The sequence below is a fragment of the Ensifer meliloti genome (assembly GCF_030064585.1).
GTDB lineage: Bacteria > Pseudomonadota > Alphaproteobacteria > Rhizobiales > Rhizobiaceae > Sinorhizobium > Sinorhizobium meliloti.
Map to the genome: position 1 here is coordinate 19,051 of NZ_CP120366.1, position 23,895 is coordinate 42,945.

A 23,895-nucleotide genomic window follows, 5' to 3' on the forward strand; every position below is an offset into this window, starting at 1 on the left:
CAGCGGAGCACAAATCCATTTGATCAAGGTCAACAACATTGCAACGATGGGCCAGCCTTAAGATACCTGCAGAGGCAATGAGGAATATTTCCGCAGGTCGAGCGCTTGGTGCTGCAACTTGGTGCCATCAGCTGCGATGCCGATGAGCGAATGGCTTGACGAAATCAATTCCGCAACCTAATAGGAAATGCTCGTTTCCTATTAGGTTGTCAGATGAACTTCGGAAGCATCTCTAATCGCCGCGTCGGGCGGCCGCGCGAATTCGACATGAACCAGGCTCTGGATGCGGCGATCCGCATATTTTCGGAGAAGGGCTATCACGGGACCTCCATCGCCGAACTGAAAACGGAAATGGGACTGACCGCCGGCAGCATATACAAGGCGTTTCGTGACAAGCGTGACGTCTTCGTCGCCGCCTACGACCGCTATAAACAGATCCGGGCCGATCTTCTGGATCAGGCGCTGTCTTCAGCCTCCACCGGTCGCGAAAAGATTGCCCGCGTCGTCGGTTTCTATGCCATGTCCGCCTGTGGCGAGACCGGTAGGCGCGGATGCCTGGCCATTGGCGCCGCCGTGGAACTGGTTCTGTCCGACGCGGAGATCGCCGACAGGGTCGGCGGACACAATCGCAAGCTCGTCGCCCGGCTCGAGGGTTTCATCCGCGATGGCCAGTTGGACGGCTCAATCCGCCAGGACGTCGATCCTGCGGCGACCGCGCTTGCGCTGTTTTCCTATCTTCAGGGCGTCCGCATCGCCGGCAAAACCGCAGAGTTGGAGAGCCAGATGCTCCCTTCCGCCGAAGCCGTCTTGCGCATTCTCGACTGAATAAACCGCCCGCCCTCCTTTCTCCCACGGAATTTTCAATGACAACTCCCGCTTCCACCGCCCAGACGCAGCATCCGCCCGGACTCTCTGCCGGCATGACATTTCTGATGGCCACCGCCTGCGGCCTGATTGCCGCCAACCTCTACTATACCCAGCCACTCGCCGGGCCGATCGCAGTCGACATCGGCCTGCCGGCAGAGGCAACCGGCCTGATCGTTACCCTGACGCAGATCGGCTATGGCCTTGGGCTGCTGCTGCTCGTGCCGCTGGGTGACCTCGTGGAAAATCGTCGGCTGATCGTGACCATGATCGGCCTGGTTACTCTCGCCCTGATCGCGGCCGGCCTCTCAACCACGCCCGGGCCCTTCCTCACCGCTTCGCTTGCCATCGGGGTAGGCTCGGTTGCAGTCCAGATGATCGTTCCCTTCGCTGCTAACCTTGCTCCGGATGCGGCTCGGGGCCGCGTCGTCGGCAATATCATGAGCGGGTTGATGGTCGGCATCATGATGGCGCGGCCGATTGCCGGGCTGATCGCCGGCCTCAGCTCTTGGCATGCCGTCTTCTATATTTCCGCTATCGTCATGGTCGGGCTTGGAACCCTGCTATGGGTCCAACTGCCGACGCGCATGCCGACGGCCCGGCTGAGTTACGGCCAGCTGCTCAAGTCGATGGCCCAGCTTCTCGCGACGCAGCCGGTCCTGCAGCGCCGCGCCGCATATCAGGCCTGTCAGTTCGCCGCATTCAGCCTCTTCTGGACCGTCACGCCGCTCTATCTTGCAGGCCCGCGCTTTGGGCTGGGTCACAACGGCATTGCGCTTTTCGCCCTCGCCGGTGTTGCGGGCGCCATTGCTTCCCCCATCGCGGGACGCCTCGCGGATAAGGGGTTGGTTCGGCCGGCGACGGCATTCGGCCTTCTCAGTGTCGGTGTCGCTTTTCTGATGACACAAATCGCTTCTGAAGGTTCAACCATTGCGCTTACGCTTCTGACGCTTGCTGCCATCCTGCTCGACTTCGGCGTAACCATGACGTTGGTGACCGGGCAGCGCTCGATTTACGAACTCGGCCCCGATTTGCGCAGCCGGCTCAACGGCCTGTTCATGGCTATCTTCTTCACTGGCGGCGCCATTGGCTCTGCCTTGGGTGCCTGGGCTTTTGCCTCTGGTGGATGGTGGTTCGCGTCCATGATCGGCTTCGCGCTGCCCGCCACAGCGGTCGCCATCTTCCTGACCGAGAAACACGGTCAGGAAAGAAGCTTGCTGCATTGAACGAATTTAGGGTCGCCTCCAATCGCCGATCTGCGGCTGTTGATGCCGTTGGGGAGCGATTTCTCAAGGCTGCGTTGATGATCATGCGCGCAGCCTTGAGTCTGCGATCGTTATGCGTCAACACGCCTGAGTTCGCCTGATACGGCGCTGCCCCGAAGATCCTCGCACTGGCTCCCGATGCAGAGAAAGTAAGAACATCCATAGGCGGTGAGCGCCCTCCATCGGTTGCCGAAAGAACATTGAGAATCTGCGCCGTGCGTAGCGCATGAAGAAACGCTTCAGACTCAATTCGAACCGCGGGCCTACAAGTTCAGGCTCGAACGTAGATTTCTGTTGCACGAAATCGCCCATCTATTCGCTTGCATTGAACAATTACGTCGATTGATACCCTCAATAATTTATCGATGTCATCACGGTCCAGATTCCGTCCCCCTGCCGATTCCTTCACGAGAAGCGTTAACTGTTGGAAGGCGAGTTTGGCAGAATCGGCATGCACGGTAGTTATCGATCCGGGGTGACCGGAGTTGACGTTGCGAACGTAGTAGAATGCCGTGCCATCGCGCAGTTCCTGCAGCAAAATTCGGTCCGGCCGCATCCGGAGACAGGATTCGAGCAGCTCTTTGGGGCCAGCCCCCGAGAGTCCCTGGGCACCCTTCGAATAGAATAGGCGCACGTGGTTGGGCTGCGGAATAATGAGTTCGGGTGTGTCCTCGATCGAAATGATCCGCTCATGCTCGGGAATGTGTTTAACCAGCGCTTTCGAGAGAGTCGTCTTGCCCGAGCCGGTTGCGCCTGAGATGATGATGTTCTTCCGTGAAATGACGGCTTGCCGCAAGAATTCCTTGAAGCGGCCGGCACGGTAAAGCGCCAGCAAGCCCTCGTCCCGCGTCGAGGCGCCGTCGTTGGCCGCTCGCGTCTCGGAGAAAAACTCTCTCTCTTTCAGATCATTGAGGGTGAATGTGACCGACGATGGCTTCCGGATGGTGATGCTGACCGTGTTCCTGGTGGTGGCTGGCGGGATGACGATCTGGATGCGTTCGTCCCCGGGCAGGGTTGCCGATAGGATGGGTCGCGTTTCATCAATTGATTGGTGGGAAAAACTGGCAACTGCCCGGGCAAGGCGCATCAGCTTCTCGAAGGAAAGCTCCGGCAGGTCATAGGTCCGCCAACCACCAGCGCCTTCCGTCAGCACTTGCCCGGGCCGGTTTACGATCACTTCGTAGAGCGACCTGTCACCGAGGAACGGCTCGAACGGAGAGAGCAGTTCACGAACGACCGTTGCGTCGGCACCTTCGGTCATCGGCCTTGCTCTACTTCGTCACGAGCGTTGACTGCGGCCTGAAGTCCCCCGGCACCGCCCGGTCGAGGACCTTGTTTTTCGACCCGGTCACCCGCAATCCGTAGACACCAGAAAAGTCGAGATCGCGCGCCACGAAGATCGAGACCAGTTCACCCTGATGTTTGTTGAGCGTCGGCGGAATGTTGATCGATTGCTCGACAGCGACCGCCGCCGCCTGCTGGCCTGCGCTCGTCGTTTTCTGCGCGTCGACGTCGCTGTCCTGCAGGCGGCTGCTGGCATAGCTCGTGGCGTCGCCTACGATGGAAAGGAGAAGCGCACTTCCAAACCGCTCCCACCAGTGAGTGTCGACGTAGCCATCCACGCCGGCTCGGCCGAGGGCATCCGTTGCCGGCGAGGCCAATGTGACGATGACGCCATTCGGGGTTTTCGCACGGTTCCAGAGCACGAAGAGGCGCTTCTGTCCTCGCTGAAGGCCGCCGCGGTACTCGCCGAGAACTTGAGTGCCTTTCTCCATCAGCACGACTCGGCCATTGTCCGAGAGGACGTCACGGTTGATCACGCAGCTTGTAAAGCCAGGTTGATCAGATGCCATGGCAGTTTCCAGGACACAGGGTATCGAGGTTCCCATCGCAACGATGAAGTTCCGGTTGCCGAGCGTGCCGGCGCGTGAGCCCTCAAGCCTGGTCGGCCGCAGCAACCCCTCGAACCGCTGTTCATCGGCATTGGCCGTATTCTGGCCCATCGTGTCTCCATCGAGCGGTATGAAATTGCTGTCCGCCGAAATGGGAGGATTTTCGGTGTCACGGTGCGATGTCGCGTTTTTCTGTCCGCTGCTATAGGCGATGACGGGCGCCCGCCGCGCCGAGTCGAGCAGTGGGTCTTCCTCCTTGACCTCCTCGGTCACGACGGGAGTTGGCAGCTTCACTTCCGGCACTGGCTGAACGGGTTCCAATTTCTCCTTGGCCGGTTCGAAGTTCGTCGTTTGTCGGATGACCACGCGCTCCGGCTGGGCATTGTCCTGCCGTTTCCCTTCCCCGCCCATCGACAACAAGGCGAAGCCGACAAAGGCAACCACCGCCAGCGCCACGGCGCCGCGCTTCAGCATGGGATTGTTATCGATCTTCCTGCCGGAAACCGTCTCGGCCCGCTCGCCCGGTATTCGGTTTTCATCTTCTTGAGCCATGGCAGCCTCCTATTGCACCGCTCCTGCGTCGATCCGCACGATCCGCTCGACGGAGGGCGAGGTCGTGTTAGTATCCGGATTGATGCCGACGTGGTCGTAGGCTTCGTTAAAGACGCAAAGAACGTCCCCTCCCCTCCGAAGGATGAACTTGCGGCTGATCGCGTGTACCAGCACCAGGTTGCCGTCGACAGACTTGGGAACCAGGCTCTCACTGCCGTCCGAGTTCTCGATGTAGATGGCCGGCATTTCCTGATTGCCAACGAAGGCAAAGGTCGTGACCTTGCCATTGTCGTAGACCGATTGCGGTTCCAGCGCCTGTGCGCCTTGCGCCGAATAGCGCCAGTTCCTTGGCCCATAGGCTTCATGAATGGCCAGCACGTTGTCGGCTTCCTTCGCCTGGGCGGCGATCGCACGCGCGGCCGCGGCCTGTCGCCTGCGTTCGGCTTCGTCGGCGGGATATCGGTACTTGACGTAAAAGTAGGTGTTCTGGCCGACCTCCACCTTTCCATCCCGTACCGTCAGCTCCATCTGGTAGCTTCGGGTCGATCCGTCGCGCCGGGTGGTCACGACGGAGATATTGGTGACCGGCTGATTTTCCCGCGGTTTGAGAAACAGGATGTTGCCCGCTGGGGCGACCTCCCAGGCCACACTGTTGCCGAGCGCGACATGGGCGATCTCCTCGTCGGGCGCGAACTCCACCTGCACCGAGGAGCGCAGCGAGCCGATGATGCGGGTGATGTTGTAGGGCTGGTAGTCGACGAAACGGACGCGGCTGTCCTGCGCCGCGCCGCGCGGGATTTCGAGGGCAAGCGCCGTGGAGGCGGCGGCCGTAAGAAGGAGGGTGGCGATGAAAGTAGTCCGCATCAGTTGATGGCCTCCGGATCGGCCCGGTATTCGCTAACCGCAAAACCAAGAGGATTCACCAGCCGATCCGTCGATGACATCGGCGAGTTCACATAAGAGAAGGTGAGCGTCGCAACCCAATGGGTGGGTTGAACCTCCTCGCCGCGGGTAATCGTGCGCATGTAACGGACGGACACGACATTCGGATTGATTAGCGAGATCGACGCGATGCTGATGCGCGCTGTGGCGCTGCGCCCGTACGTGTTCTGCGGCGAGTCTGGATTGCTGCCGCGATAGATGGCCGAAAAACGAGCTTGCTCCGGCTGCGTCGACAGCAAGGCGACGGTGCGGAAGTTCTCCTCCGCCTCACTCCAGACATAGCCTTCCCGCGCACGCACGTATTTCGCGGCGAAGTATTTGGTCACGGCCTCGTCGTAAGTGCCGGCCGTCGACGTCAGCGCCGAGACGACATCGACAATGCCCGTCGAATTGTCGACGCGCACGACAAATGGCTCGATCGTTTTCAGCGGCGTGAGGGCGGCGACGGCGAAGATCGAAGCGCCCGCAAGAATGCCGGCTACGATCGCAACAGACCAGGCGATGCGTGCCGAGCGCTCGACCTGGATTACGCGGTCCTGATCGAAGCGTCGCGCTTTTTCGAAGTATGTCTTGAGTTCGTCCGCCGAGACCATCGAGTCAACCCTCGCAAGGACGATAGGATGCGTCGATGTCGAGATGTGCGAAGGTGGGAAATTCCCTGCCCTCGTCGACATCAGCGGTGGCGACGGACTGAGAAGCCGCCGGTCGCGCACCGGACTGTTTCAGCTTGAAGTTGCTATTGTCTTCCCACTGCCACATCGATCGATTGAGAGGCCGGCGCGAATAGCCGTCACATTTCGGGGGCGGATAGGTCATCGATGCGCAACCGCTTAAGATCGCCGCAATGCAAAGCAGCGGAATGTTCTGATTATTCCTGGAGAGCCTTTCTCTTGTTCCAGCGAAAAGCGTCATGATCCGGAGCCTTTTGAGGTGAAGGTTCGGCCAACGGCACGGACACCACGTCCGGCCGCACGGACGGTATGGGAAGCCGCCCAGGCGAGCGTGCTTTCGTGGGCGTCGCGTGCGGCGCCGTAGCCGTAGGTCAACGACGCGCCGCCGGTGGCAAGCGCCGAGGCGATGTTCGGGAGTTGATAGAAGACATAGAGAGCCGCGAGGCAGATGGCGCAGAGTGCGATCGGCCGCATCAGCACATCGCTATAGGCATCGATCGCTGAAAAGGTCGTATCGACTGAGGTGATCAGCAGCGAGCCGACGGCGACGACGAGGACCTGCAGGATCACGAAGTTCGCAAGCTGCCCAATCCAGGCCTCGGTGAACCGACGCGTCGACTGGAACATGGCCAATGCCACGAAGATCGGCCCGATCGCCAGCACGATGGCAAGCGCAAGCCTGGCATAGAGCGAGACGATGTAGCCGATAGCGGCGACAATGAAGCTTGCGCCGATCACGAGCATGCCGCTCGTGCCACTGACGATGTCGATAGGCCAGGAGGCACGCGCCCAGATCTCTTTGGCGCACTGTTGTCCCTTGTCGAGCAGCCCGTCGAAGGTCGAAGCGTTCGGCTCCGTCCCGGTATTCAGCGCCTGGGAGATTTCGCGCGGAAGGACGTCAAAGAAGATGTTCGTTACGTAGGTCTGGTATTCGCTAGCGTTCTTCACCAGCATGACGATGATGGCGAGCTTGATTGCACGGAAGGCGAAATCGAGGATCGGTTCCTGGACCGAGCCGCGCAGCACGAGATAGCCATAGAGGACCACGTAAAGGGTGACCGCCGTCGTCAGGGGACCAGTGACCCACTCGGCAATGTTCGACGTTCCCGAGGCAATGAAGGTCTCGAGCGGTGCCTTGAACTGCCCGTCGACAAAGGCGAAGACTTGATACACGGTTTTTACCTCCGAGCGCTCCTTACATTCGTTCAAGACGCGCCCTGAAATCTGCGGCCGCAGCGGTTTGGCAATTCAGAGTGTTACTCAACTCACCCGAATTGTGGCGGCATTTGCCGATCACGTCGGCAAGCAGCGCTTCGTCGGCAATCAGTTCATCGACGGTGTAGACGCGCTCGGCTTCTTTCGAGCAAGCGGCCAAAACGAAGAGAAAAACACAGAAAAAGTGCACCCTCATTGCAGTGCGGCTCCCATGGCGTCCATGCGCTGCCGCCAGTCCTCGGCCTTGCGCTGTTCATCGATCTGCGCCTGCGCCTGCTGCACCATCCGCAGACCCTCCATCCGCAATACATCGGTCTGAAGGAAGGCCTGCTCGGCCTGAAGTCGCGCCTGCAGGTCGGCGATATCTTTGGCGTCGCCTGCCGTCGAAATCTTCTCGCGCAGCTGGTCGATGCCGTCTATGCGCTTGGTCGCGGCATCATAAATCTGTTGGCCGAGGCTCATCTGACCGGCGTTCTTGTTCTGGATGCGCGAAAGCTCCTGCGCGTAGAAGTCGGCGGCGTTGGTTTGATAGGTCGTATTGCCTTCGAGAAGCTTTGAGGCTGAGTCAGCGACGACGCCCGTACCGTTGCCTTTGAACAGGTCCTCAATGGCGCTGAAGTCTGCCGGCAGCGCTTTGCGAATGGCCGGATCGTTCAAGACGCTGGCAACATCCGCCATGTCGGTGAGCTTGTTGAGCGAACCGTGGAGCTGCTGTGCCTGCTCGATCTGCTGATTGAGCGCATCGAGTTGGGCTTTCAGCTGCGCGATGCTCTCGATCTGCTTGGCGATCGCGGTCTGGTCGATCACCGGGATCCCCTGCCCTGCCGCACCGGTGGCGGAAAGGCTGAGCGCAGAGGCAATCACCACACAATTAATTCGAAAGAAAGCCATCAGGTCGCACTCCTTCTTTGCTGGAAAACGGGAAGCCAATCCTTTGCATTGCTGCCGACCTCCGCACGGATCGCATCGGCAAGTTCGACATTGGCGGTTCGTCCGGAGAGGATGGCGAGTTCGTCGTCGAGGCCCTTGAGATCCAGCTCGGCGACGACGCTGTTATGTCCCTGCTTCAACACGAACCGCCGGCTCTCGATGGAGAGCTCACGCGCGACCAGCTCGAATTCGCGCTCCGTCAGCTTGAAGCCATCGACATAGTCGCCATGATTGCCGCGGGAGTTCGGCAGGAAGATCTGTGTCGGGCATTGCTCGATGATGGTGTGAGCGATCGGCGAGACGATCGCGTCGCGCGGGCTCTGGGTCGCAAACAGCATGAGGCCGTTCTGCTTGCGGATCGTCTTGAGCTTGTTCTGCGCGAGATCGCGGAACCCTTCGTCCTGGAGCGCTTTCCAGAACTCGTCGACAACGATGATGATCCTGCGGCCGTCGATCAGTTGCTCGACGCGATGGAAGAGATAGGCCATCAGCGGGGCCCGGATTTCCTCGTTGTCGAGAAAGTCGGTCATGTCGTAGCCGACGAATTTGCCACCGCCGAATTCTCCGAAACCGATATCCTCGATGACGTTGTCAAATACCCAGCCGAGCGGCCCTCCCCTCTCCCACCGCCGCAGCCTGGCTGCGATCCCTTCCGGGTTCGTGTTGTCGAGAAAGGTCCTGAGCGCGCCGATCGTCCGACGCTCGACCGGCAGGTCGGCAAGGCCGTCGATGGCGGACGCAATGTCGCGGAGTTCGGTCACGCTCAGTTCACGCGTCGCCGAGCCGACCAGCTTGCCGACCCAGCGTGTCAGAAAGACCTTGTTCTCCGGTGTTAATTCGAGGGCCTTTAAGGGGGTGCAACCGGTCGGGATGCCGTTCTTGAGAGGCAGATAGGTGCCGCCGGCGGCGCGCACGTAGAGATCGGCTCCCCTGTCCTTATCGAAGAACACCACATGCGGATCATGCTTTTCTAGCTGCGACAGCATGAAGTTGAGCAGCACCGTTTTGCCGGCGCCGGACGGCCCGCAGACGAAGGTGTTGCCGAGATCGCCGTAATGGAAGTTGAAGTAGTAAGGCGAGCCGGACGCGGTCTTGAGCAGGGCGACGGCGGGTCCCCACTGGTTACCATCCTTTTGGCCGAGCGGATAAGAGTGGAAGGGCGACAGCGCTGCGAAGTTCCGTGACGTGATCGCGCCGGACCGGGCCCTATAACGGAAGTTACCCGGTAGCTGCGCCCACCAGGCCGCCTCAAGGCCGAGATCCTCGCGCGCGACGACTGCGCCTCCACTGGTCATGCTGGCGCGTGCCTTGGCAAGATTGTCGGTCAGTTCCTTCACTGAGGGGGCAAAGACGGAAAGCGTCAGGTGGTGCTCGCCGAACACGAACCGGTTGGACTCAAGATCGTCCATCGCTCCATCGAGTTCCTCGATCTGCGAGGCCGCCTTGTCGCCGCTGCTGACCATCTGGTTCTGCTTGCGGCCCATGATCATGCGCGCGTCGGCCTTCGAGACGAAAGAGAAGGATTGCGCCAGAATGAGTTCAAACGGGCTGGTGAGCACGGCGTCAAGCATGCCGGTCCTGGTGCGGGCCGGATACTCCTTGAAGCTCAGCATGCCGGCATAACGGCTGTCCGCCTCGTGCCGGATCTCAATCGTCTCGCGCCCCACGATGACGCGATCCGAGTAGATGGCAGAAGCGATGCGCCCCTCTGTCAGCGGGATCGGCTCGCGACGGCCGCCGACGAGCTGATGGAGCACCTCGCTCGGTTCCGAGAACATGAGGCCGTCGTGCTCGTAGAGAGTCAACACGCGCGGCTCGAAGCGTCTCAAAGCGGCGGTGACGTCGGTGACCTTGTCGCGGAGATGCTTGAGGGCGTCCTCATCGAGTTCGGTCCCGACCCGGCGGGCCCGACGTAGGCGCGACAGCAGTTTTGCCGCCTTGTCTGCCGGATCGCGAGCTGGTGACCAGAGAATCGACAGATAGAGGTCGTTGCGAAACAGGTCCTCGCCCACCATTCTTTCGCGGTACTTATCGTTGAGCGCCGCCGAGAACGGTGTGGCGAACGTGCCTTCCGGATAGCTGTTGTCGCGACGGCGGATGAGATGCGTCCACAAGGCAAGCCGCTCGTCGGCGATGTTGCGGTAGAGGGTGTTGAGGTCGCGATGGAGGGCATTCAGGTCGAGAATATCGGCGGTCTCGAAGGAGACGCCTTCGAGCGCGATCATCACCATCAGCGCCCGGGAATCGAGCGCGATTGTCGACTCGTCGACATGGCGGACATAGGGGATGAAGGTCTCCGGACCGAGTTCGCGAGATCTGAGTGTGGTCAGGCTAGGCAAATCCGAGGTCCCTTTCATCGTATTTGCGGGCGAGCTTCAGGGGGCTAAGCGTCGCCCCGCCCCAATAGGCGCTGTTGCGGGACCGGCCGCGCGTCTCAATCCAGGCCAGCAGGATGCGAAACATGTTGTGGTCATGTTTGACGAGGGCGCGGAACACCAGATGGAAGACCACGCCGACGAGCGCGTAAGCGACGGAGCCGGCGACGATGTAAAGAATGGTCGTGAGCATGATGTTCATGCCCATGGCTTCCACTGTTACGCCGGCGATCATCGCGGGCCGCGTGCAGGCGATGAACAGCGTGTCCTCCTCGAGTGCCGGTCCTGAGTCCGCCATGGTGTCAGCTTCCGACGATGGTATTCACGAGTTCGGTGGCGCCGAAGATGCCGCCAATGCCGATGATCCAGAACCCTGCCCGTCTCAGATCCATGTAACCGAACATCCAGGCGATGCAGATCACGATCACCGCGATGACGGCGAGCAGCTTGGCGATGTTGCCGGTCAGCATGTCGACAATGTTCTGCAGCACGGTCTCGATTCCGGCGGCTTGCGCGAAGGCCGGCTCGACCATGGTCACCACGATGGCCGTTGCCATAACGGTGGATGCAGCTATCGGACGGATACGGGAACTGAAAGTCATTCACTCTGCTCCATTTGACCGTTCTGAAACACGAGGACGGGAGATCTCCGTCGCGAACTGAAAACATCCCAGGACGGCACCGACGCCCTCTCGTCGACCGGCCGGTCGCCCGGCGGCTTCTCTGCAGCCACATCGACAGGGCTCTCTTCGGTGGTTCCCCTCGCCTGTCCGCCATCTCCCATCATGAGAGCGGCTAGACTTTTGCCGAGCCGCTTCACTTCCTGGCGGACCTGCTGGTCGTACTGGACCATGGCGCCGACGGAGGGGTCGTCTCGGCCGTAGTAGGATTGCAGCATCACTTGTTCGGCATGGTCCGGATCCGCTCCGGCCTTCATTGCCAGTCGGTAATATCCGTCGAGCAGCGTCGCGGTGGCCTGAAGGTTGAGGCACGGATCGAAGGCGTCGGAAATTGTGAGCTTCAGCCTCCGGAGCTCCCCCATGCCGATACCTCCGAGACCGAGCTGGATGTCCTGCCGCTCGGCTGCCAGCGACGTTGCCATCGCGATCGCTTCCGTCTTGGTTGCGGGCTGCTCCGAGAGCGGGACTCCGCTGTTGATCCGGATGGCGAATGGTTCGAACCGGCTTTCAAGGCTGACGACACCGGCAAGTGTCTCGGCCGCAACTATAGGGGCGCACGTTTGCGCCAGATCGAGGAACGCAGCGGGCATGGCTCAGTACCACACCCTTTGTTTGCCGCCGCCGTCGATGGTCACATCGACATAATGAGGCTGTGGGCGGATGTTCGGCCGCGTCGTCACATAGCGTTGGCACTTTATGCGGCCTTCGCTCCGCTGCCACCTCGGCGAGGTGCTCCGATCATTGTCGAAATAGCATTCATGACTTGAGACGATTTGCGGCGTGGTCGAGATGCAACTAGCCTCGCGCCCGCGATCTGCATACCGCGTCGTCAGGCGGTAGCCATCATTGCAGTAATACGGCTCGTATCCGGGGCGCGAGGCCTGGAACCCAACGCCGCTGCAGGCCGGAAAAGAGTGTCCCTTTGCAAGCGCGCGCCAGAGCTTCTCGATCGGAGGCCGGCACTCGGCATACTGCGTCGGACCACCGGGATTGGAAAGGCACAGGATAACCTGGCATCCCCAGTCGTCCGCTCGCGCTTTACCGTCGAAAACAAGATAGAATGACGCTAAGCTGGCTGCAGCGACGAATGCCCGTACGAGAGACGTGTTCATGACCACCACCCTTCACCGACGCGAACATGCACGGACCCCATCAGGCTTTGCGAGCTCGCGACTCGTTTTACAATCATATAACTGACAGTATAAAAGATGACAAGCGCACTCAATGTACATTGGCAGAGCCAGCTATTTGCGGCCTACGCATTGCAGGAAGTTCTCGACAAACCGATCGACGGAGAGACGCCGCAATCGCGGCTGAAGCAGCTCGGGATGATGACGGTCCTCTACATGATGCACCAGAGTCACGAAAAGCTAACGCTTTCAAATATTGTCAAAATTACCGGATTGACACGCAATGCCGTGGCGGAATCGGTCGACCCGCTCGTTGAGCGCGGGATACTTACAGAGACAATTGTGAAGAACTCCATGGGGCGCGGAACTGCGAGGCAGTTCGAGTTCTGTCCGGAGATTTTCGACCGACTAAGGTCGGGCAGTGAGGAGCGAAAGCGAGGAACGTAGTGGCGGCGTTGCCATACTAAACCCGGCGCTCCCGGCGCCGCTAAGACGATCGCGGAGCCTTGGTTAGGAGACGCGGGGTTCGCGACAGTCAAAGCCGAACCACTCGAACATCTACTATCCGAAGGCGTCATGCTGGCACACGCTAGCAATGATTTCGTCTGCACTGCTTGGGCGGGAAAAGCCCGCCGCTCCGTTAGGGGCGGTTGTTCGCCTTCCCGTCGAATTCGGCCGTTTCAAGGCTGATGCCTCATAGTTGCGAGGAAGAAGCCTCGGAAAGCGCTTCACGCCGTTCTGCCCCCGCACGGTGGGGCGTGCCTCGATGCGCGCCACGTAATCGCGAAAGCACGCGGAGAGCGGGAACCCGAGTTCCTGCGCCCCGCGCGCCAGTATGAACAGATACGGGTCCGCCACGCCGAAGGTGTCGCCGAACGGGTAGTTCGTGCGTTCCAAACGGAAGGCCAGAAGGCCGAAGCGCTGCAGTATGTCCTCCCGAATCACTGCCTTTCATTTCCTCAGTTACCGGCCTGCGGATTGCGGCGAGCCTTTAGGATCGTCAGAACTAGCGGACGGGTTCAGGCCCGCCTCGACACGACGATGTGGGTCGACTTTTGCGACGGGACATACTCGGTTACCTCATAGCCGAGGAGAGGCAGGTCCATGCCGGCAAAGAGCGCCTCGCCGCTGCCGAGAAGGATGGGCGAGATCGCGATATGCATCTCGTCTACCAGCCTGGCGTTCAGATATTGCCGGACAGTGGCGCTGCCGCCACCGAGGCGGACATCACGACCGTCCGCCGCCTCCCTCGCGCGGGCGAGCGCGGCCTCGATGCCGTCAGTGATGAAGTGGAAGACCGTGCCGCCCTCCATCTGCAGCGACGGACGCGCATGGTTTGTGAGGACGAAGACGGGGCGGTGATAGGGCGGGTTTTCGCCCCACCAGCCCCTCCAGGATTGGTCGGGCCAGGGTCCTCGCACCGGCCCGAACATGTTCCGGCCGAGGATCCAGGCACCAACATTGTCAAACCCGCGTGCGGCGAAATCCTCGTCAATACCGGTCGTCCCCTGCTCTTTGCCCGACATCCGCTGAAAGGTGCGGGTAGGCAAAAACCATTCGTGCAACGCCTCTCCGCCCCTGCCCAACGGATTATCGAGGCTCTGGTCGGGCCCGGCGCCGTATCCATCGAGCGAAATCGAGAAAGCATGAATACGAAGCTTGGACATGGTTTGTCTCCTGAACTGCTTGGTTGATGGACGATCTGGTGGGTCGAAATCATTCGTTCGGGCGAGTGTTGGTGCGCTTGATGATTGCGGAGATAATTTTATCCCAGTCGGCCGGGTGCAGCTCGTGTCCGCCCCCTTCGATTTCGACCAGCCTGGCTCCATCAACCGCCGTTGCGACGGCCGCTCCATGTTCGACCGGGAAAACCGGATCAGCTGTGCCGTGAATGACCAGAAGGGGCACTTTCATCTCGTGCAGCCGATCTCGCCACGCGTCGCTGATCTCAAACAGGACGCTATGATTGGTGGCGCTGAGGTAGCCGCCTGAGCGGTCGAAATCCCGTTCGATGAAGGCTCTGGTCTCGGCCTCGTCGAACGGATGTACCGTGCTCGCGACCAAACGCGCATCCTCGAGCATGTAAGCGACCGCCTCTGCCCCGTCCGACCAGTCCACCTCCATGTTCATGTGTTCCATCCAGGCCGTACCGCTGGCAGGAAGGTGGGTTGTGTTCATTCCAAACGGCGAACTGCTGATCGCGGTCAGGGAAAGCACGCGTTCAGGATGTTTGAGCGCTGTTGCCTGGCCGATCATGCCACCGAGGGACATCCCGACCACGTGGGCCGCGGAAATTCGGTAGCCGTCGAGAACGCGGATCACGTCCCCGACAGCATCGTCGAAGGCATATCCCGGCTGACCTGGCGGATATTTCGTCGAGAGACCGGTATCGCGATGGTCGTAGCGAATGACAAAGCGGCCGTGTTCAGCAACCCGGCGGCAGAATCTCTCAGGCCACCATAGCATAGATGCCATTCCCCCCATGACGAGGACGACCGGCGGATGGGCAGAATCACCGAAGGCTTCGGTGGCGATCTCAACGTCATTGCCCTTAATGATGAGCATGCTCTTGCAAGCCTCCCTTGATCTGCTGAAGTGTGATTGCAAATAGCAACTGGTTGCAGAATAGTGCAACCGGTTCTGTTTTGCAATCAGTTCTGCGGAAATTCAAATTAACCGCTCAAATTGGATGGCCCGCCCACCGCTGGGGCTACCCCTAGATCACTCTTTGAAGGTACTGGCGACGAATGGTCGAATGACGACTGGATCTCTCGCTTCGAATCGGGGGTCTGTTCGGCTCCGTCAATGCGCGGAACATTTACGGAAGGCTCGCCGTAAGCGTCGCCACCAAGCCCCGCGACGGCTTCATCCGATTTGTTTACAGAAGCCATCAAAGCCTAATTTATTATCAGATTAGCTAAAAGATTTGGAGGGAGATCTCTTTTAGCTGCGCACGAACTTCGGCAGCTGATGGTGACCGTCACTAGCCTCACACGCGCAAGTCGGAACTCGACTGAACACACAGGCGGCCGATAAGGTGGGGGTGTCTGGCACAGTGCTGTGTCCCGGATGGGCAGACCACCATGGCTGCGTCGACTAGCACCGTAATTGCCCCAAGCGCCCCAATGGCGATGACCGCCGATTTTCTGCATCTCTGTTACGTTCGAGGCTCGATTGGCTGCCAAATGCTTATTCTGCGGGTCTCGGGCATTAGGAAGATGGCTAGCACGAAGCACACTGCAGGAACTGCGATTGGATAGATCAGCGCGTACCCGATGCTACCCGTCGCTGCGAAAGCCGCTGAGGTGATGAACGGTACCAATCCGCCACCCCAGCCGTTTCCGATGTGATACGGCACTGATACCGACGTGTACCGAATCCTTCCGGGAAAATACTCAGCCAGAAACGCCCCAACCGGCCCGTAGACCATGCCGACATAGCAAACGAGGATGAAGATGATGAAGATCGCAATTGGATAGTTGATGTTGTCAGGCTGCGTGACCGCACCGAGCCACAATTACAGCGGATAATAGGTGAGCGCGGCGAGCAGCATTCCTCCCAGGATTACTGGCTTGCGGCCGATTATGTCGGAAAGCCAGCCAAACAGGATTAGGCTCGGCGTTGCGAGAAGCAGTGCCGCTCCGACGATATAGGCGGAGTTCAGCGGATCCACTTTGGAGACCTGCTGTAGAAAGTACAACGCCCAGAACTGTCCGCTGTACCAGACCACGCCCTGCCCGATGAGCACGATGGTGGCAATGCCCACATATTTGATGTTGGAGCTGAGGAAAGCTTCCCTCCAGGGATTTTGGGTCATCTGCCCCTTGGCCTTGATCTCCTGGAAGATTGGTGTCTCCTGGAGCTGGAGCCGGATGTAGATTGCGATGCCTACCAGCAGGAACGATACCAGGAACGGAACGCGCCACGCCCATGCGTCGAAAGCTTCACTGCCGAAATAGGTTCGTGCCGCGATGATCACCGCCAGCGACACCACGATCCCGAGAGTTGGAGAAGTCTGAAGCCAGCCTGTGTAGTAGCCGCGGCGCTCGTCAGGGACGTGCTCGGCGACGTAGGTGATGGCACCGCCATACTCGCCGCCCAAGCACAAGCCCTGGATCATCCGCAAGCTGAAGAGAAGGAACGCAGCCGTCAGACCGATCGACTCGTAGGTCGGGATTAAACCGATCGCACCGGTGCCCAACCCCATTCCCGTTAGCGTAATCAGGAACGTGTATTTGCGGCCGACCCGATCGCCCATCCAGCCGAAGAGGAAAGCGCCCAGTGGGCGGATCAGGAATCCTGCCGTAAAGAGCGCAATCGTACTCAGCAGCGCCGCAACCGGGTGTGATTGCTCGAAGAACTTGACGGACAGAACCGCAGCCAAGCTCCCGAAGATATAGAAGTCATACCATCGATGATGTTTCCCACCGATGCCGCAACGATCACGCGGCGGAAATCCGTCGGGACTTGAACAGCCATGTTGCTTCCTCCCGTTTCAAGACATGGCTCCAGTCCAATACTTTACCACAAAAAATAGCTTGGCCAAAATTGAGTATTGCTCCGGAACGGGAAGATCTCTGGAAGTAAGGGCTGGCGGAAAACTCCTCACCCGCGGCAATTGTAACCGGTAACGCCTCCAAGTCGCGCCATTGGATGGGAGGCAAGACACGCGATTTGAAGCGGTGAGGCTCATCGATCGTCACTGCGTGCACGGGAACCGTGTCCGAAACGGGTACAATTCTCTTTGCCCCTTTCCTGTATCGCTGGAGTAAAGCCTATCGCCTAATGATACGAAGGTTGAAGAAAGGAACACGGGACTTGGCACGCCTGCCCAATGTGGACTGGGCTAGCCGCGAAGCCGGACAGGGACGATGCTAGCGCGGAGCTTCCGTAGTAGTCGGAGCGCAGGAAAGCTGACTGCAGGGCCTAGGGAAGCAGGGAGACGATAGAATTGTAAGACCGAGGAATGATCCATGGACTTGAATCATCAAGTCCATGAGGCTTGGATTCTCGGCGTTCAACGCACGCTTATCATGCGGAGTGCCTTAGGGTTCTTGGCGCCGAGATTTACCACACATGACATACTACGAGTCCGGCATGCCAACGTGCGCCGGGCTCCGTCTTTCGCAAAATTTCGCCGCTCCTAAACCCCCCCAGGGTTCCATCCGCGCCCTCTGTTGCCGAACATTTCGTATCCGTCCGTCGTGACGGCGACCGTATCCTCCAACTTGATGAAACCGCGTCGCGGATGAAGCATCGTCGTCTCGACGGAAATGATCATGCCTACCTCCAGGGGCCGATCCGCGTCCACGCCTTCATAGGCGACGGGGTGGTTGGTCAGCAGGAACGGTGCTTCGTGGCTGATGAGCCCCATGCCGTGGCAGAAGAAGTCAGTAAAGGCGGCCGAAGGCGAGCTCTTCAAAATCTCTTCCGCCGAAGCAATCATCTCACTGCCTGTTGCCCCGGCCTTGATCCTGGCAAAGGCCGCCTTCTGGATCGAATCGACTTCAGCTAGCAGGTCCTCGAGCTCCGCATCGGGCTCGCCGAGCACGCCCATCCGGCAAAGGTCACCGATATAGCCCTGGTAGTTGCCGCCGGAATCAATCGAAAGCACCTCACCTTTCGCCCATGCCTGCGGCGAGGCCGCACGGTTGTGACTAGCACCCAAGGTCAGCAGGCAATATTCGAAATGCAGCCCGCGATTGGTCTCTTCTCGCCTGAGTCGTTCAATGATCTCGCCCTTGGTGGATCCCTCTCGTGCAGCCGCGATGGTGGCGAGCATTGAATCGGTGATCAGTTCGGAGGCAACCTTGAGCTTCTCCAGCTCCTGCGGTGTCTTGATCGAGCGCAGTCGCTCGAGCGTGTGCGTCGCGTCCACGAAGCGCGCACCATCAAGGCGAGAAGCAAAGAGATCCCGCGCATCAGCGGGCAGGAAGGACGGTTCGATGCCGACGCGAGCACCCGCCTTTCCGATCTTCCTCAGGTGCTCGACCGCAAGCGCTGCTGCGTCGAGCGTACCCCATGTCGCCGTATGAACGGCGGGTGTCCAGAAAGGGTTGTTCTGATGTTCTCCCCCTTCCATGCGGTTGCCAATATACGCGGAATGATCGGGGGAGCCCTTCTCATAAACGACGATCGGCAGATAACGGCTGTGGCCGATCGCATCCATTGCGGCGAAGAAGATGAATTTGTAACCGCCCAGCAGGTACTGCGTGTTGTGCTTGGACGTGGCGAGCAGAACGTCGATGCCCGCCTCCTCCATGAGCCTGTCGAGTTTCGCCGCATCGAAGGGCGGCCCCGCCGCCAGCGTTTGTCTTGGGCTGATAGCCACGGAATTTCTCCCACAAAGCCGTTGTCGTGCGCCCTCAGGTACCGGGCGGGATTAGACGGAAATCCGGCAGATCCCGAAGCGCACGCTCAGGACCTGCCGGTGAATAGACCACGAAAAGCTGCATCGGGCCGGGACCCGTGTTCCTCGTCGAGTGGAATCGGCTTTCCGGTACATAGATCGTGCAACCGGGCCCAACCCTCTGCGTCACCGGATCGCCGTTCTCGTCCTCCACCATCTGCTCGCCCTCTCCCGAGACGACGAAAATGATCTCTTCCGCGCCCGGATGATTGTGACGCGTATGCCCCTCCCCGCTCGGCAAATCGACCACACCGCCCGAGAAGCGTTCGGCCCCGTTCACCTCCGGCGCGACCGTCAGCGCAAGTCGGCCCCAGTCGAAGCCGAAGCTTTCGACATCCGTCGGGTAGAGAAAATATTCTTCCTTTGCCATGCCGCGGCCTCCTCCGCATCTTGCTCGCTTCAGACCACAGTACTGATGGCAAGCGCCTTGAACTCTTCCGTCTGCCTGCGGATCGCCACCTCGGCAGGCAGGCGTTCCATTGAACTCGCGCCATAAAAACCATTGCAGCCTGGGCAACGATCCAGGATGTACCGTGCATCCTCCGGCATCGAAATCGGCCCCCCGTGGCAGAGCACAATGACGTCCTTGCGGACCGAGCGCGCGGCCGCCGCGATCGCGTCGATTTCGCTCACGCAGTCGTCGAGCGAGATCGCGGAAGTGGCGCCGATCGCGCCTCCCGTGGTAACGCCCATATGAGCGACGACGATGTCTGCACCCGCCTTCGTCATCGCGATGGCTTCTTCCTCGTTAAAGACATAGGGTGTCGTCAGGAGGTCGAGCCGGTGGGCCTCGGCGACCATGTCCACCTCGAGACCATAGCCCATCCCGGTCTCCTCGAACCCCCGCCGCATCCGTCCATCGAAGAGGCCGATGGTGGGGAAGTTCTGTACGCCGGAAAAGCCCATGGCCTTCAGTTCCGCGAGAAACTGGGGCATGAGAATGAATGGGTCGGTGCCATTGACGCCGGCGAGTACCGGTGTAGCCTTCACGACCGGCAGCACCTCTAAGGCCATTTCCTTCACGATTTCATTGGCATTTCCATAGGCGAGCAGACCGGCCGCCGAGCCGCGGCCCGCCATTCGGTAACGGCCGGAGTTATAGATGATAATGAGGTCGATGCCGCCCGCCTCCTCGGCCTTGGCCGAAATTCCCGTGCCGGCCCCACCTCCGATGATCGGCTTGCCGGCGCTGATCATGCCGTGGAACTTTTCAAGAATGGTCTTGCGGGGGATTAGTGGCATCGGTTTCTCTTTCAGGGGTTGGCAATGTCTCGATAGGCGGCGACTGCGGCCTCGGCGAACTGCGGATCGTTGATGTGGAGCGGAAGGCGTTCGATGCGGCGCCGGTCACTTCTATTGACGGTGGTCTCCAATGCTTCGAAGAGCGCCGCATCCGCCGCAGGATCGAAGAAGGCGCCGCCCTCGATATCCAGCGCCGACACGCCTCGCTCCGGGATCAGGAACCGGAGAGGTCCGCTGCAGAGGTTCAGCTTTGCGCCAATCCACCTTCCGATCGCGGCGCATTCCTCCGGAGTCGTGCGCATGAGCGTGACGTTGGGGTTGTGGCGATACAAGAGCCGGCCGGAATATCGCTCCGGTACTGTCTCTGGCGCCCAGAAATTGACCATATCCAAAGCCCCGACGGAGCCGACATAAGGCAAATCGGTGCGTGCAATTGCGCCGAAACGATCCTCGGTGGCCGGCAGCACGCCGCCGAAGACAAGATCGCACACCTCCGTTGTCGTGATATCGAGCACACCCGATAGAAGCCCGCTGTCTGCAAGCTTCTCCATTGCTCGTCCGCCGGTGCCTGTGGCGTGGAAAACCAAACAGTCATGGTCGGCCTTCAGTCGTTCAACGATGGCAGTCACACAGGGCGTCGTCACGCCAAACATGGTCAGGCCGATAGCGGGCTTCGAGGCTGTTTCCTCCGCCGGCCTGTTCGCCATGGCGGTAATCGCCTCGGCCGCGTTTTTTAGTATCACGCGGCTCACGCGGTTGAGCCCGGCCATGTCGGTAACCGAGGGCATCATGATGATGTCTGAGATGTCAACATAAGGTCCCACGTCGCCCGACGCGAGCGTCGAGACCATGACCTTCGGTAGCCCGAGCGGCAGCCTGCGCATGCCGGCGGTGATAATCGACGTCCCGCCGCCGCCACCCATGCCCACCACGCCGGCGACGTCGTCCCGGGCGGGCAAGAACCTTGCGAAGGCCTCGCCCATGGCAGCGATCGCTGTTCCCCGATCGTTGCCGGAAAGCACCGCGGCGGCGCCGCCCGGATGCACCGCGGCCACGGTTTCGGCGGAGATGTCGACCAGAACCGTGGGGCGACGCGTGCCGACATCGACCAAAACGGGCCGGCCGCCCGCTGCCTCAACGCAGGACGCAAGATAAACGAGTTCCTCCCCCTTCGTGTCGGCCGTGCCAACGACGTAGATACGCTTCATCTCTCCTCCCCGGCGACCTGGCCCTCCTCTGCCTTGAAAAGCCGCCTCATGCCGCCTGATTTGCCGGCACTTGCAAAAATATGAGATGCGCGTATCGTAAAGACATGGATGTCTCACGTCAACATAGCGAATCCTCCGCACCCGCCGAACGCGGTCCCCGAGCCCGCACACGCAAACTCATGTTGGATACCGCCACGCGGTTGATGCAGTCCGGTATAACCCCCTCGGTGAGTGAGGTCGCGGAAGCCGCTGAAGTTTCGCGCGCCACCGCCTACCGATACTTTCCGAGCCAGGCGGCGCTGGTTCATGCGGTGGTGCACGAGGCGCTCGGCCCGATCCTCGACTGGAGATCCGAAGCGCCCGATGCGCTCACTCGCGTTGGCGATCTGCTCGCGACCGCCATGCCGCGCATCGATGAGTTCGAGGCGACGTTCAAGGCTGCGCTGAAGCTCTCGCTCGACCAGTGGGCGCAGCGCCAGGCAGGTACGCTCGGCAACGAACCACAGCTCACGCGAGGGCACCGCGTCGAACTCCTTCGACAAGTCACCGTGCCACTCGAGGGCAAGGTGTCGGCTGAGGCCCGCGAGCAGCTGGCTCAGGCGCTCTCGCTTGTTTTCGGTGTCGAGGTGCTGGTCGTGCTCAAGGATATTTGGGGCCTCTCGGCCGAACGCGCGCAAGCCGTTGCAGAGTGGGCGGCAGCAGCCTTGGTCGAGGCGGCGGTCCGGGATGCGCAAACCGGGGCATGATCTCGCGCACTCCCGCCCGCATAGGAACTGGTTTGACCAATTTAGATGATGCGCGTGCATAACGACTTAGCGACAGCTCTTTCCTGCTTGAACTGAGGTAGAGCATGCAGGTTTAATTCCGTAGGAGAACCCAGCACTATGAGCGGTGATCTGCGGCAGATGGCGACGAACAGTAATCTTGACGCTCGTTAGCTTTGGTACTACCAGATTGGTGCTGCGTTCGTTTGGGCCTGATATCTGTCCCAAGCCGCAATGGGTCGGAGGAGGACCCGCCGCAGGAGCGCTAATCAGGAGGATTTGACAGACGGACCGCCGTGGTAAAGCGGACGGGATGCACAAAAGGGGAGGAAAAATTATGCGCAAGACAGTGGCCGGCCTGTTGGCCGGTATCAGCTTTATGATCGCCTGCGGGACGTCCGCGCAATCACAAGAACTGACGATTTTCTGGGCCGAATGGGACCCGGCCAATTATCTCCAGGAGCTTGTAAACGAATACGAGGCCGAGACCGGCGTGAAGGTCACGGTCGAAACGACTCCATGGGCGGACTTTCAAACGAAGGCCTTTACCGAATTTAACGCCAAGGGCTCGGCCTATGACATGGTCGTCGGCGACTCACAGTGGATCGGCGCCGCATCGGAGGCCGGCCACTACGTCGACCTCACCGAGTTCTTCAATCAGCACAAGCTAAACGAGGTGATGGCTCCTGCTACGGTGAAGTACTATTCGGAGTATCCTGCGAACTCCGGCAAGTACTGGTCGATCCCTGCCGAGGGCGACGCTGTCGGGTGGTCATACCGCAAGGATTGGTTCGAGGACCCTAAGGAGATGGAAGCCTTCAAGGCGAAGTATGGCTATGACCTCGCTCCGCCCAAGGACTGGAAGCAGTTGCGCGACATCGCCGAGTTCTTCCATCGTCCGGACCAGAAACGCTACGGCATCGCGATCTACACCGACAACTCCTACGACGGCCTCGTTATGGGCGTGGAGAACGCCATCTTCTCTTTTGGAGGAGAACTCGGAGACTACAGCACTTACAAGGTCGATGGGATCATCAACTCGGAGAAGAACGTCAAGGCCCTGGAAGCCTACCGCGAGCTTTACGGTTTTACGCCTCCTGGATGGGCCAAGTCCTTTTTCGTTGAGAACAACCAGGCGATCACTGAAAATCTGGCGGCGATGAGCATGAACTACTTCGCCTTCTTCCCGGCGCTGGTCAATGAAGCATCAAACCCAAACGCGAAGGTAACCGGCTTCTTTGCCAATCCGGCCGGCCCTGAGGGCGACCAGTATGCCGCGCTCGGCGGCCAGGGCATCTCCATCGTCTCCTATTCGGAAAACAAGGAAGAGGCGATTAAATTCCTTGAGTGGTTCGTCAAGGACGAGACACAGAAGCGCTGGGCCGAGCTCGGCGGTTACACGGCAAGCGCCAAGGTGTTGGAGTCCGAGGAGTTCCAAAACGCGACGCCCTACAACAAGGCCTTCTACGAGACCATGTTCAGAGTAAAGGACTTCTGGGCAACGCCGGAATATGCCGAGCTGCTGATCCAGATGAACCAACGCATTTATCCCTATGTGACGGCCGGCCAGGGTACAGCAAAAGAGGCGCTCGACGCTCTCGCCAAGGACTGGAACGCGACCTTCAAGAAGTACGGTCGCCAATAACGCTAAGACACTACGGGAGGGTGCCCGGCTCCCTCCCGTTCTTCAACTTGGCACCGGACAGGGCTCGCGCCGAACGCGGCGACGCGCGGGCAACACATGGCGCAAGTGCGC

Annotated in this window: 25 protein-coding genes and 1 pseudogene; 5 read left to right on the forward strand and 21 right to left on the reverse strand. The window is 60.0% G+C overall.

Annotated features, from left to right (window positions below):
- The first annotated feature begins 213 nt into the window (after window positions 1-213).
- Together PZL22_RS24475 and PZL22_RS24480 are read left to right on the forward strand one after the other, a co-directional pair.
- Window positions 214-825, forward strand: coding sequence for a TetR/AcrR family transcriptional regulator (locus PZL22_RS24475; protein WP_127525415.1), 612 nt, complete (start codon window positions 214-216; stop codon window positions 823-825).
- A gap of 38 nt (window positions 826-863) precedes the next feature.
- The gene (locus PZL22_RS24480) at window positions 864-2,090 is read left to right on the forward strand and encodes an MFS transporter (RefSeq protein ID WP_127634296.1); all 1,227 of its coding nucleotides are present in this window, start codon (window positions 864-866) and stop codon (window positions 2,088-2,090) included.
- Between the two features lie 310 nt (window positions 2,091-2,400).
- Here PZL22_RS24480 and virB11 read toward each other — a convergent pair whose 3' ends face one another.
- Genes virB11 through PZL22_RS24545 form a run of 13 tightly spaced genes read right to left on the reverse strand, consistent with a single transcriptional unit; the run spans window position 2,401 to window position 12,498 of the window.
- Entirely contained in the window at window positions 2,401-3,390 is a 990-nt protein-coding gene (virB11, locus tag PZL22_RS24485; protein ID WP_127525413.1) for a P-type DNA transfer ATPase VirB11, read from the reverse strand.
- A gap of 10 nt (window positions 3,391-3,400) precedes the next feature.
- The gene (gene virB10, locus PZL22_RS24490; RefSeq protein ID WP_013845455.1) at window positions 3,401-4,573 is read right to left on the reverse strand and encodes a type IV secretion system protein VirB10; all 1,173 of its coding nucleotides are present in this window, start codon (window positions 4,571-4,573) and stop codon (window positions 3,401-3,403) included.
- Between the two features lie 9 nt (window positions 4,574-4,582).
- On the reverse strand, window positions 4,583-5,437 hold the full coding sequence (virB9, locus tag PZL22_RS24495; protein WP_014531548.1) for a P-type conjugative transfer protein VirB9: 855 nt from the start codon (window positions 5,435-5,437) through the stop codon (window positions 4,583-4,585).
- Window positions 5,437-6,108, reverse strand: a complete 672-nt coding sequence (locus PZL22_RS24500) for a VirB8 family type IV secretion system protein (RefSeq protein ID WP_013845457.1) — start codon at window positions 6,106-6,108, stop codon at window positions 5,437-5,439. The genes virB9 and PZL22_RS24500 overlap by 1 nt, the downstream gene beginning before the upstream one ends.
- Before the next feature lie 4 nt (window positions 6,109-6,112).
- A complete protein-coding gene (locus PZL22_RS24505) occupies window positions 6,113-6,427 on the reverse strand; it encodes a hypothetical protein (protein ID WP_013845458.1) in 315 nt (104 codons plus the stop codon).
- Entirely contained in the window at window positions 6,424-7,359 is a 936-nt protein-coding gene (locus PZL22_RS24510; RefSeq protein WP_127525411.1) for a TrbL/VirB6 family protein, read from the reverse strand. Before PZL22_RS24510 ends, PZL22_RS24505 begins: the two co-directional genes overlap by 4 nt.
- A 22-nt stretch (window positions 7,360-7,381) precedes the next feature.
- Window positions 7,382-7,597 carry an EexN family lipoprotein gene (locus tag PZL22_RS24515; RefSeq protein ID WP_014531545.1) on the reverse strand — a complete coding sequence of 72 codons (216 nt, stop codon included), beginning with the start codon at window positions 7,595-7,597 and terminating at the stop codon, window positions 7,382-7,384.
- Entirely contained in the window at window positions 7,594-8,292 is a 699-nt protein-coding gene (virB5, locus tag PZL22_RS24520; RefSeq protein WP_127634297.1) for a P-type DNA transfer protein VirB5, read from the reverse strand. Before virB5 ends, PZL22_RS24515 begins: the two co-directional genes overlap by 4 nt.
- Complete coding sequence (locus PZL22_RS24525) at window positions 8,292-10,670, reverse strand: VirB4 family type IV secretion/conjugal transfer ATPase (RefSeq protein WP_088196211.1); 2,379 nt, start codon at window positions 10,668-10,670, stop codon at window positions 8,292-8,294. Before PZL22_RS24525 ends, virB5 begins: the two co-directional genes overlap by 1 nt.
- Window positions 10,663-11,004, reverse strand: coding sequence for a VirB3 family type IV secretion system protein (locus tag PZL22_RS24530; protein ID WP_017264162.1), 342 nt, complete (start codon window positions 11,002-11,004; stop codon window positions 10,663-10,665). Before PZL22_RS24530 ends, PZL22_RS24525 begins: the two co-directional genes overlap by 8 nt.
- A 4-nt stretch (window positions 11,005-11,008) precedes the next feature.
- Window positions 11,009-11,308, reverse strand: a complete 300-nt coding sequence (locus PZL22_RS24535; RefSeq protein ID WP_088196212.1) for a TrbC/VirB2 family protein — start codon at window positions 11,306-11,308, stop codon at window positions 11,009-11,011.
- Window positions 11,305-11,976: a lytic transglycosylase domain-containing protein gene (locus tag PZL22_RS24540; protein WP_127525410.1), complete on the reverse strand. Its 672-nt coding sequence runs from the start codon at window positions 11,974-11,976 to the stop codon at window positions 11,305-11,307. Before PZL22_RS24540 ends, PZL22_RS24535 begins: the two co-directional genes overlap by 4 nt.
- A gap of 3 nt (window positions 11,977-11,979) precedes the next feature.
- Complete coding sequence (locus PZL22_RS24545) at window positions 11,980-12,498, reverse strand: hypothetical protein (protein WP_088196214.1); 519 nt, start codon at window positions 12,496-12,498, stop codon at window positions 11,980-11,982.
- A gap of 96 nt (window positions 12,499-12,594) precedes the next feature.
- On the opposite strand from PZL22_RS24545, the gene rctA reads away from it, so the two are divergent.
- Window positions 12,595-12,963, forward strand: a complete 369-nt coding sequence (rctA, locus tag PZL22_RS24550; RefSeq protein ID WP_017264159.1) for a conjugative transfer repressor RctA — start codon at window positions 12,595-12,597, stop codon at window positions 12,961-12,963.
- A 114-nt stretch (window positions 12,964-13,077) separates the two neighbouring features.
- On the opposite strand, the gene PZL22_RS24555 is transcribed toward rctA, so the two are convergent.
- The 8 genes and pseudogenes from PZL22_RS24555 to PZL22_RS24590 all read right to left on the reverse strand — a co-directional run bounded on the left by PZL22_RS24555 (window position 13,078) and on the right by PZL22_RS24590 (window position 21,375).
- Complete coding sequence (locus PZL22_RS24555; RefSeq protein ID WP_234837683.1) at window positions 13,078-13,461, reverse strand: glutathione S-transferase family protein; 384 nt, start codon at window positions 13,459-13,461, stop codon at window positions 13,078-13,080.
- Between the two features lie 74 nt (window positions 13,462-13,535).
- Complete coding sequence (locus PZL22_RS24560; RefSeq protein ID WP_088196216.1) at window positions 13,536-14,183, reverse strand: dihydrofolate reductase family protein; 648 nt, start codon at window positions 14,181-14,183, stop codon at window positions 13,536-13,538.
- A gap of 49 nt (window positions 14,184-14,232) precedes the next feature.
- A complete protein-coding gene (locus tag PZL22_RS24565; protein ID WP_127525409.1) occupies window positions 14,233-15,081 on the reverse strand; it encodes an alpha/beta fold hydrolase in 849 nt (282 codons plus the stop codon).
- A gap of 592 nt (window positions 15,082-15,673) precedes the next feature.
- Window positions 15,674-16,995 (reverse strand): annotated as a pseudogene (locus PZL22_RS24570) (MFS transporter).
- Between the two features lie 664 nt (window positions 16,996-17,659).
- Window positions 17,660-18,847 carry a M24 family metallopeptidase gene (locus PZL22_RS24575; protein WP_284718760.1) on the reverse strand — a complete coding sequence of 396 codons (1,188 nt, stop codon included), beginning with the start codon at window positions 18,845-18,847 and terminating at the stop codon, window positions 17,660-17,662.
- A 34-nt stretch (window positions 18,848-18,881) separates the two neighbouring features.
- Complete coding sequence (locus PZL22_RS24580) at window positions 18,882-19,295, reverse strand: cupin domain-containing protein (protein WP_010967703.1); 414 nt, start codon at window positions 19,293-19,295, stop codon at window positions 18,882-18,884.
- Between the two features lie 29 nt (window positions 19,296-19,324).
- Window positions 19,325-20,167, reverse strand: coding sequence for a phosphoenolpyruvate hydrolase family protein (locus tag PZL22_RS24585; RefSeq protein ID WP_010967704.1), 843 nt, complete (start codon window positions 20,165-20,167; stop codon window positions 19,325-19,327).
- Window positions 20,168-20,178: 11 nt separating this feature from the next.
- Window positions 20,179-21,375 carry a Tm-1-like ATP-binding domain-containing protein gene (locus tag PZL22_RS24590; protein WP_088198230.1) on the reverse strand — a complete coding sequence of 399 codons (1,197 nt, stop codon included), beginning with the start codon at window positions 21,373-21,375 and terminating at the stop codon, window positions 20,179-20,181.
- Window positions 21,376-21,479: 104 nt separating this feature from the next.
- Between PZL22_RS24590 and PZL22_RS24595 the strand changes: the two genes are divergently transcribed.
- Window positions 21,480-22,121 carry a TetR/AcrR family transcriptional regulator gene (locus tag PZL22_RS24595; protein ID WP_014528664.1) on the forward strand — a complete coding sequence of 214 codons (642 nt, stop codon included), beginning with the start codon at window positions 21,480-21,482 and terminating at the stop codon, window positions 22,119-22,121.
- A gap of 355 nt (window positions 22,122-22,476) precedes the next feature.
- Complete coding sequence (locus PZL22_RS24600; RefSeq protein ID WP_010967707.1) at window positions 22,477-23,784, forward strand: ABC transporter substrate-binding protein; 1,308 nt, start codon at window positions 22,477-22,479, stop codon at window positions 23,782-23,784.
- Window positions 23,785-23,895 lie beyond the last annotated feature (111 nt).

Excerpts from the sequence above, each read along its gene's own strand:
- PZL22_RS24540 (WP_127525410.1), bottom strand. The coding sequence starts at position 11,976 with ATGCCCGCTGCGTTCCTCGATCTGGCGCAAACGTGCGCCCCTATAGTT.
- PZL22_RS24580 (WP_010967703.1), bottom strand. The coding sequence starts at position 19,295 with ATGGCAAAGGAAGAATATTTTCTCTACCCGACGGATGTCGAAAGCTTC.
- PZL22_RS24600 (WP_010967707.1), top strand. The coding sequence starts at position 22,477 with ATGCGCAAGACAGTGGCCGGCCTGTTGGCCGGTATCAGCTTTATGATC.
- PZL22_RS24515 (WP_014531545.1), bottom strand. The coding sequence starts at position 7,597 with ATGAGGGTGCACTTTTTCTGTGTTTTTCTCTTCGTTTTGGCCGCTTGC.
- PZL22_RS24480 (WP_127634296.1), top strand. The coding sequence starts at position 864 with ATGACAACTCCCGCTTCCACCGCCCAGACGCAGCATCCGCCCGGACTC.
- PZL22_RS24500 (WP_013845457.1), bottom strand. The coding sequence starts at position 6,108 with ATGGTCTCGGCGGACGAACTCAAGACATACTTCGAAAAAGCGCGACGC.
- rctA (WP_017264159.1), top strand. The coding sequence starts at position 12,595 with ATGACAAGCGCACTCAATGTACATTGGCAGAGCCAGCTATTTGCGGCC.
- PZL22_RS24505 (WP_013845458.1), bottom strand. The coding sequence starts at position 6,427 with ATGACGCTTTTCGCTGGAACAAGAGAAAGGCTCTCCAGGAATAATCAG.
- PZL22_RS24560 (WP_088196216.1), bottom strand. The coding sequence starts at position 14,183 with ATGTCCAAGCTTCGTATTCATGCTTTCTCGATTTCGCTCGATGGATAC.
- virB11 (WP_127525413.1), bottom strand. The coding sequence starts at position 3,390 with ATGACCGAAGGTGCCGACGCAACGGTCGTTCGTGAACTGCTCTCTCCG.
- virB5 (WP_127634297.1), bottom strand. The coding sequence starts at position 8,292 with ATGGCTTTCTTTCGAATTAATTGTGTGGTGATTGCCTCTGCGCTCAGC.
- virB9 (WP_014531548.1), bottom strand. The coding sequence starts at position 5,437 with ATGCGGACTACTTTCATCGCCACCCTCCTTCTTACGGCCGCCGCCTCC.
- PZL22_RS24565 (WP_127525409.1), bottom strand. The coding sequence starts at position 15,081 with ATGCTCATCATTAAGGGCAATGACGTTGAGATCGCCACCGAAGCCTTC.
- PZL22_RS24585 (WP_010967704.1), bottom strand. The coding sequence starts at position 20,167 with ATGCCACTAATCCCCCGCAAGACCATTCTTGAAAAGTTCCACGGCATG.
- PZL22_RS24530 (WP_017264162.1), bottom strand. The coding sequence starts at position 11,004 with ATGGCGGACTCAGGACCGGCACTCGAGGAGGACACGCTGTTCATCGCC.
- PZL22_RS24590 (WP_088198230.1), bottom strand. The coding sequence starts at position 21,375 with ATGAAGCGTATCTACGTCGTTGGCACGGCCGACACGAAGGGGGAGGAA.
- virB10 (WP_013845455.1), bottom strand. The coding sequence starts at position 4,573 with ATGGCTCAAGAAGATGAAAACCGAATACCGGGCGAGCGGGCCGAGACG.
- PZL22_RS24595 (WP_014528664.1), top strand. The coding sequence starts at position 21,480 with ATGGATGTCTCACGTCAACATAGCGAATCCTCCGCACCCGCCGAACGC.
- PZL22_RS24475 (WP_127525415.1), top strand. The coding sequence starts at position 214 with ATGAACTTCGGAAGCATCTCTAATCGCCGCGTCGGGCGGCCGCGCGAA.
- PZL22_RS24535 (WP_088196212.1), bottom strand. The coding sequence starts at position 11,308 with ATGACTTTCAGTTCCCGTATCCGTCCGATAGCTGCATCCACCGTTATG.
- PZL22_RS24545 (WP_088196214.1), bottom strand. The coding sequence starts at position 12,498 with ATGAACACGTCTCTCGTACGGGCATTCGTCGCTGCAGCCAGCTTAGCG.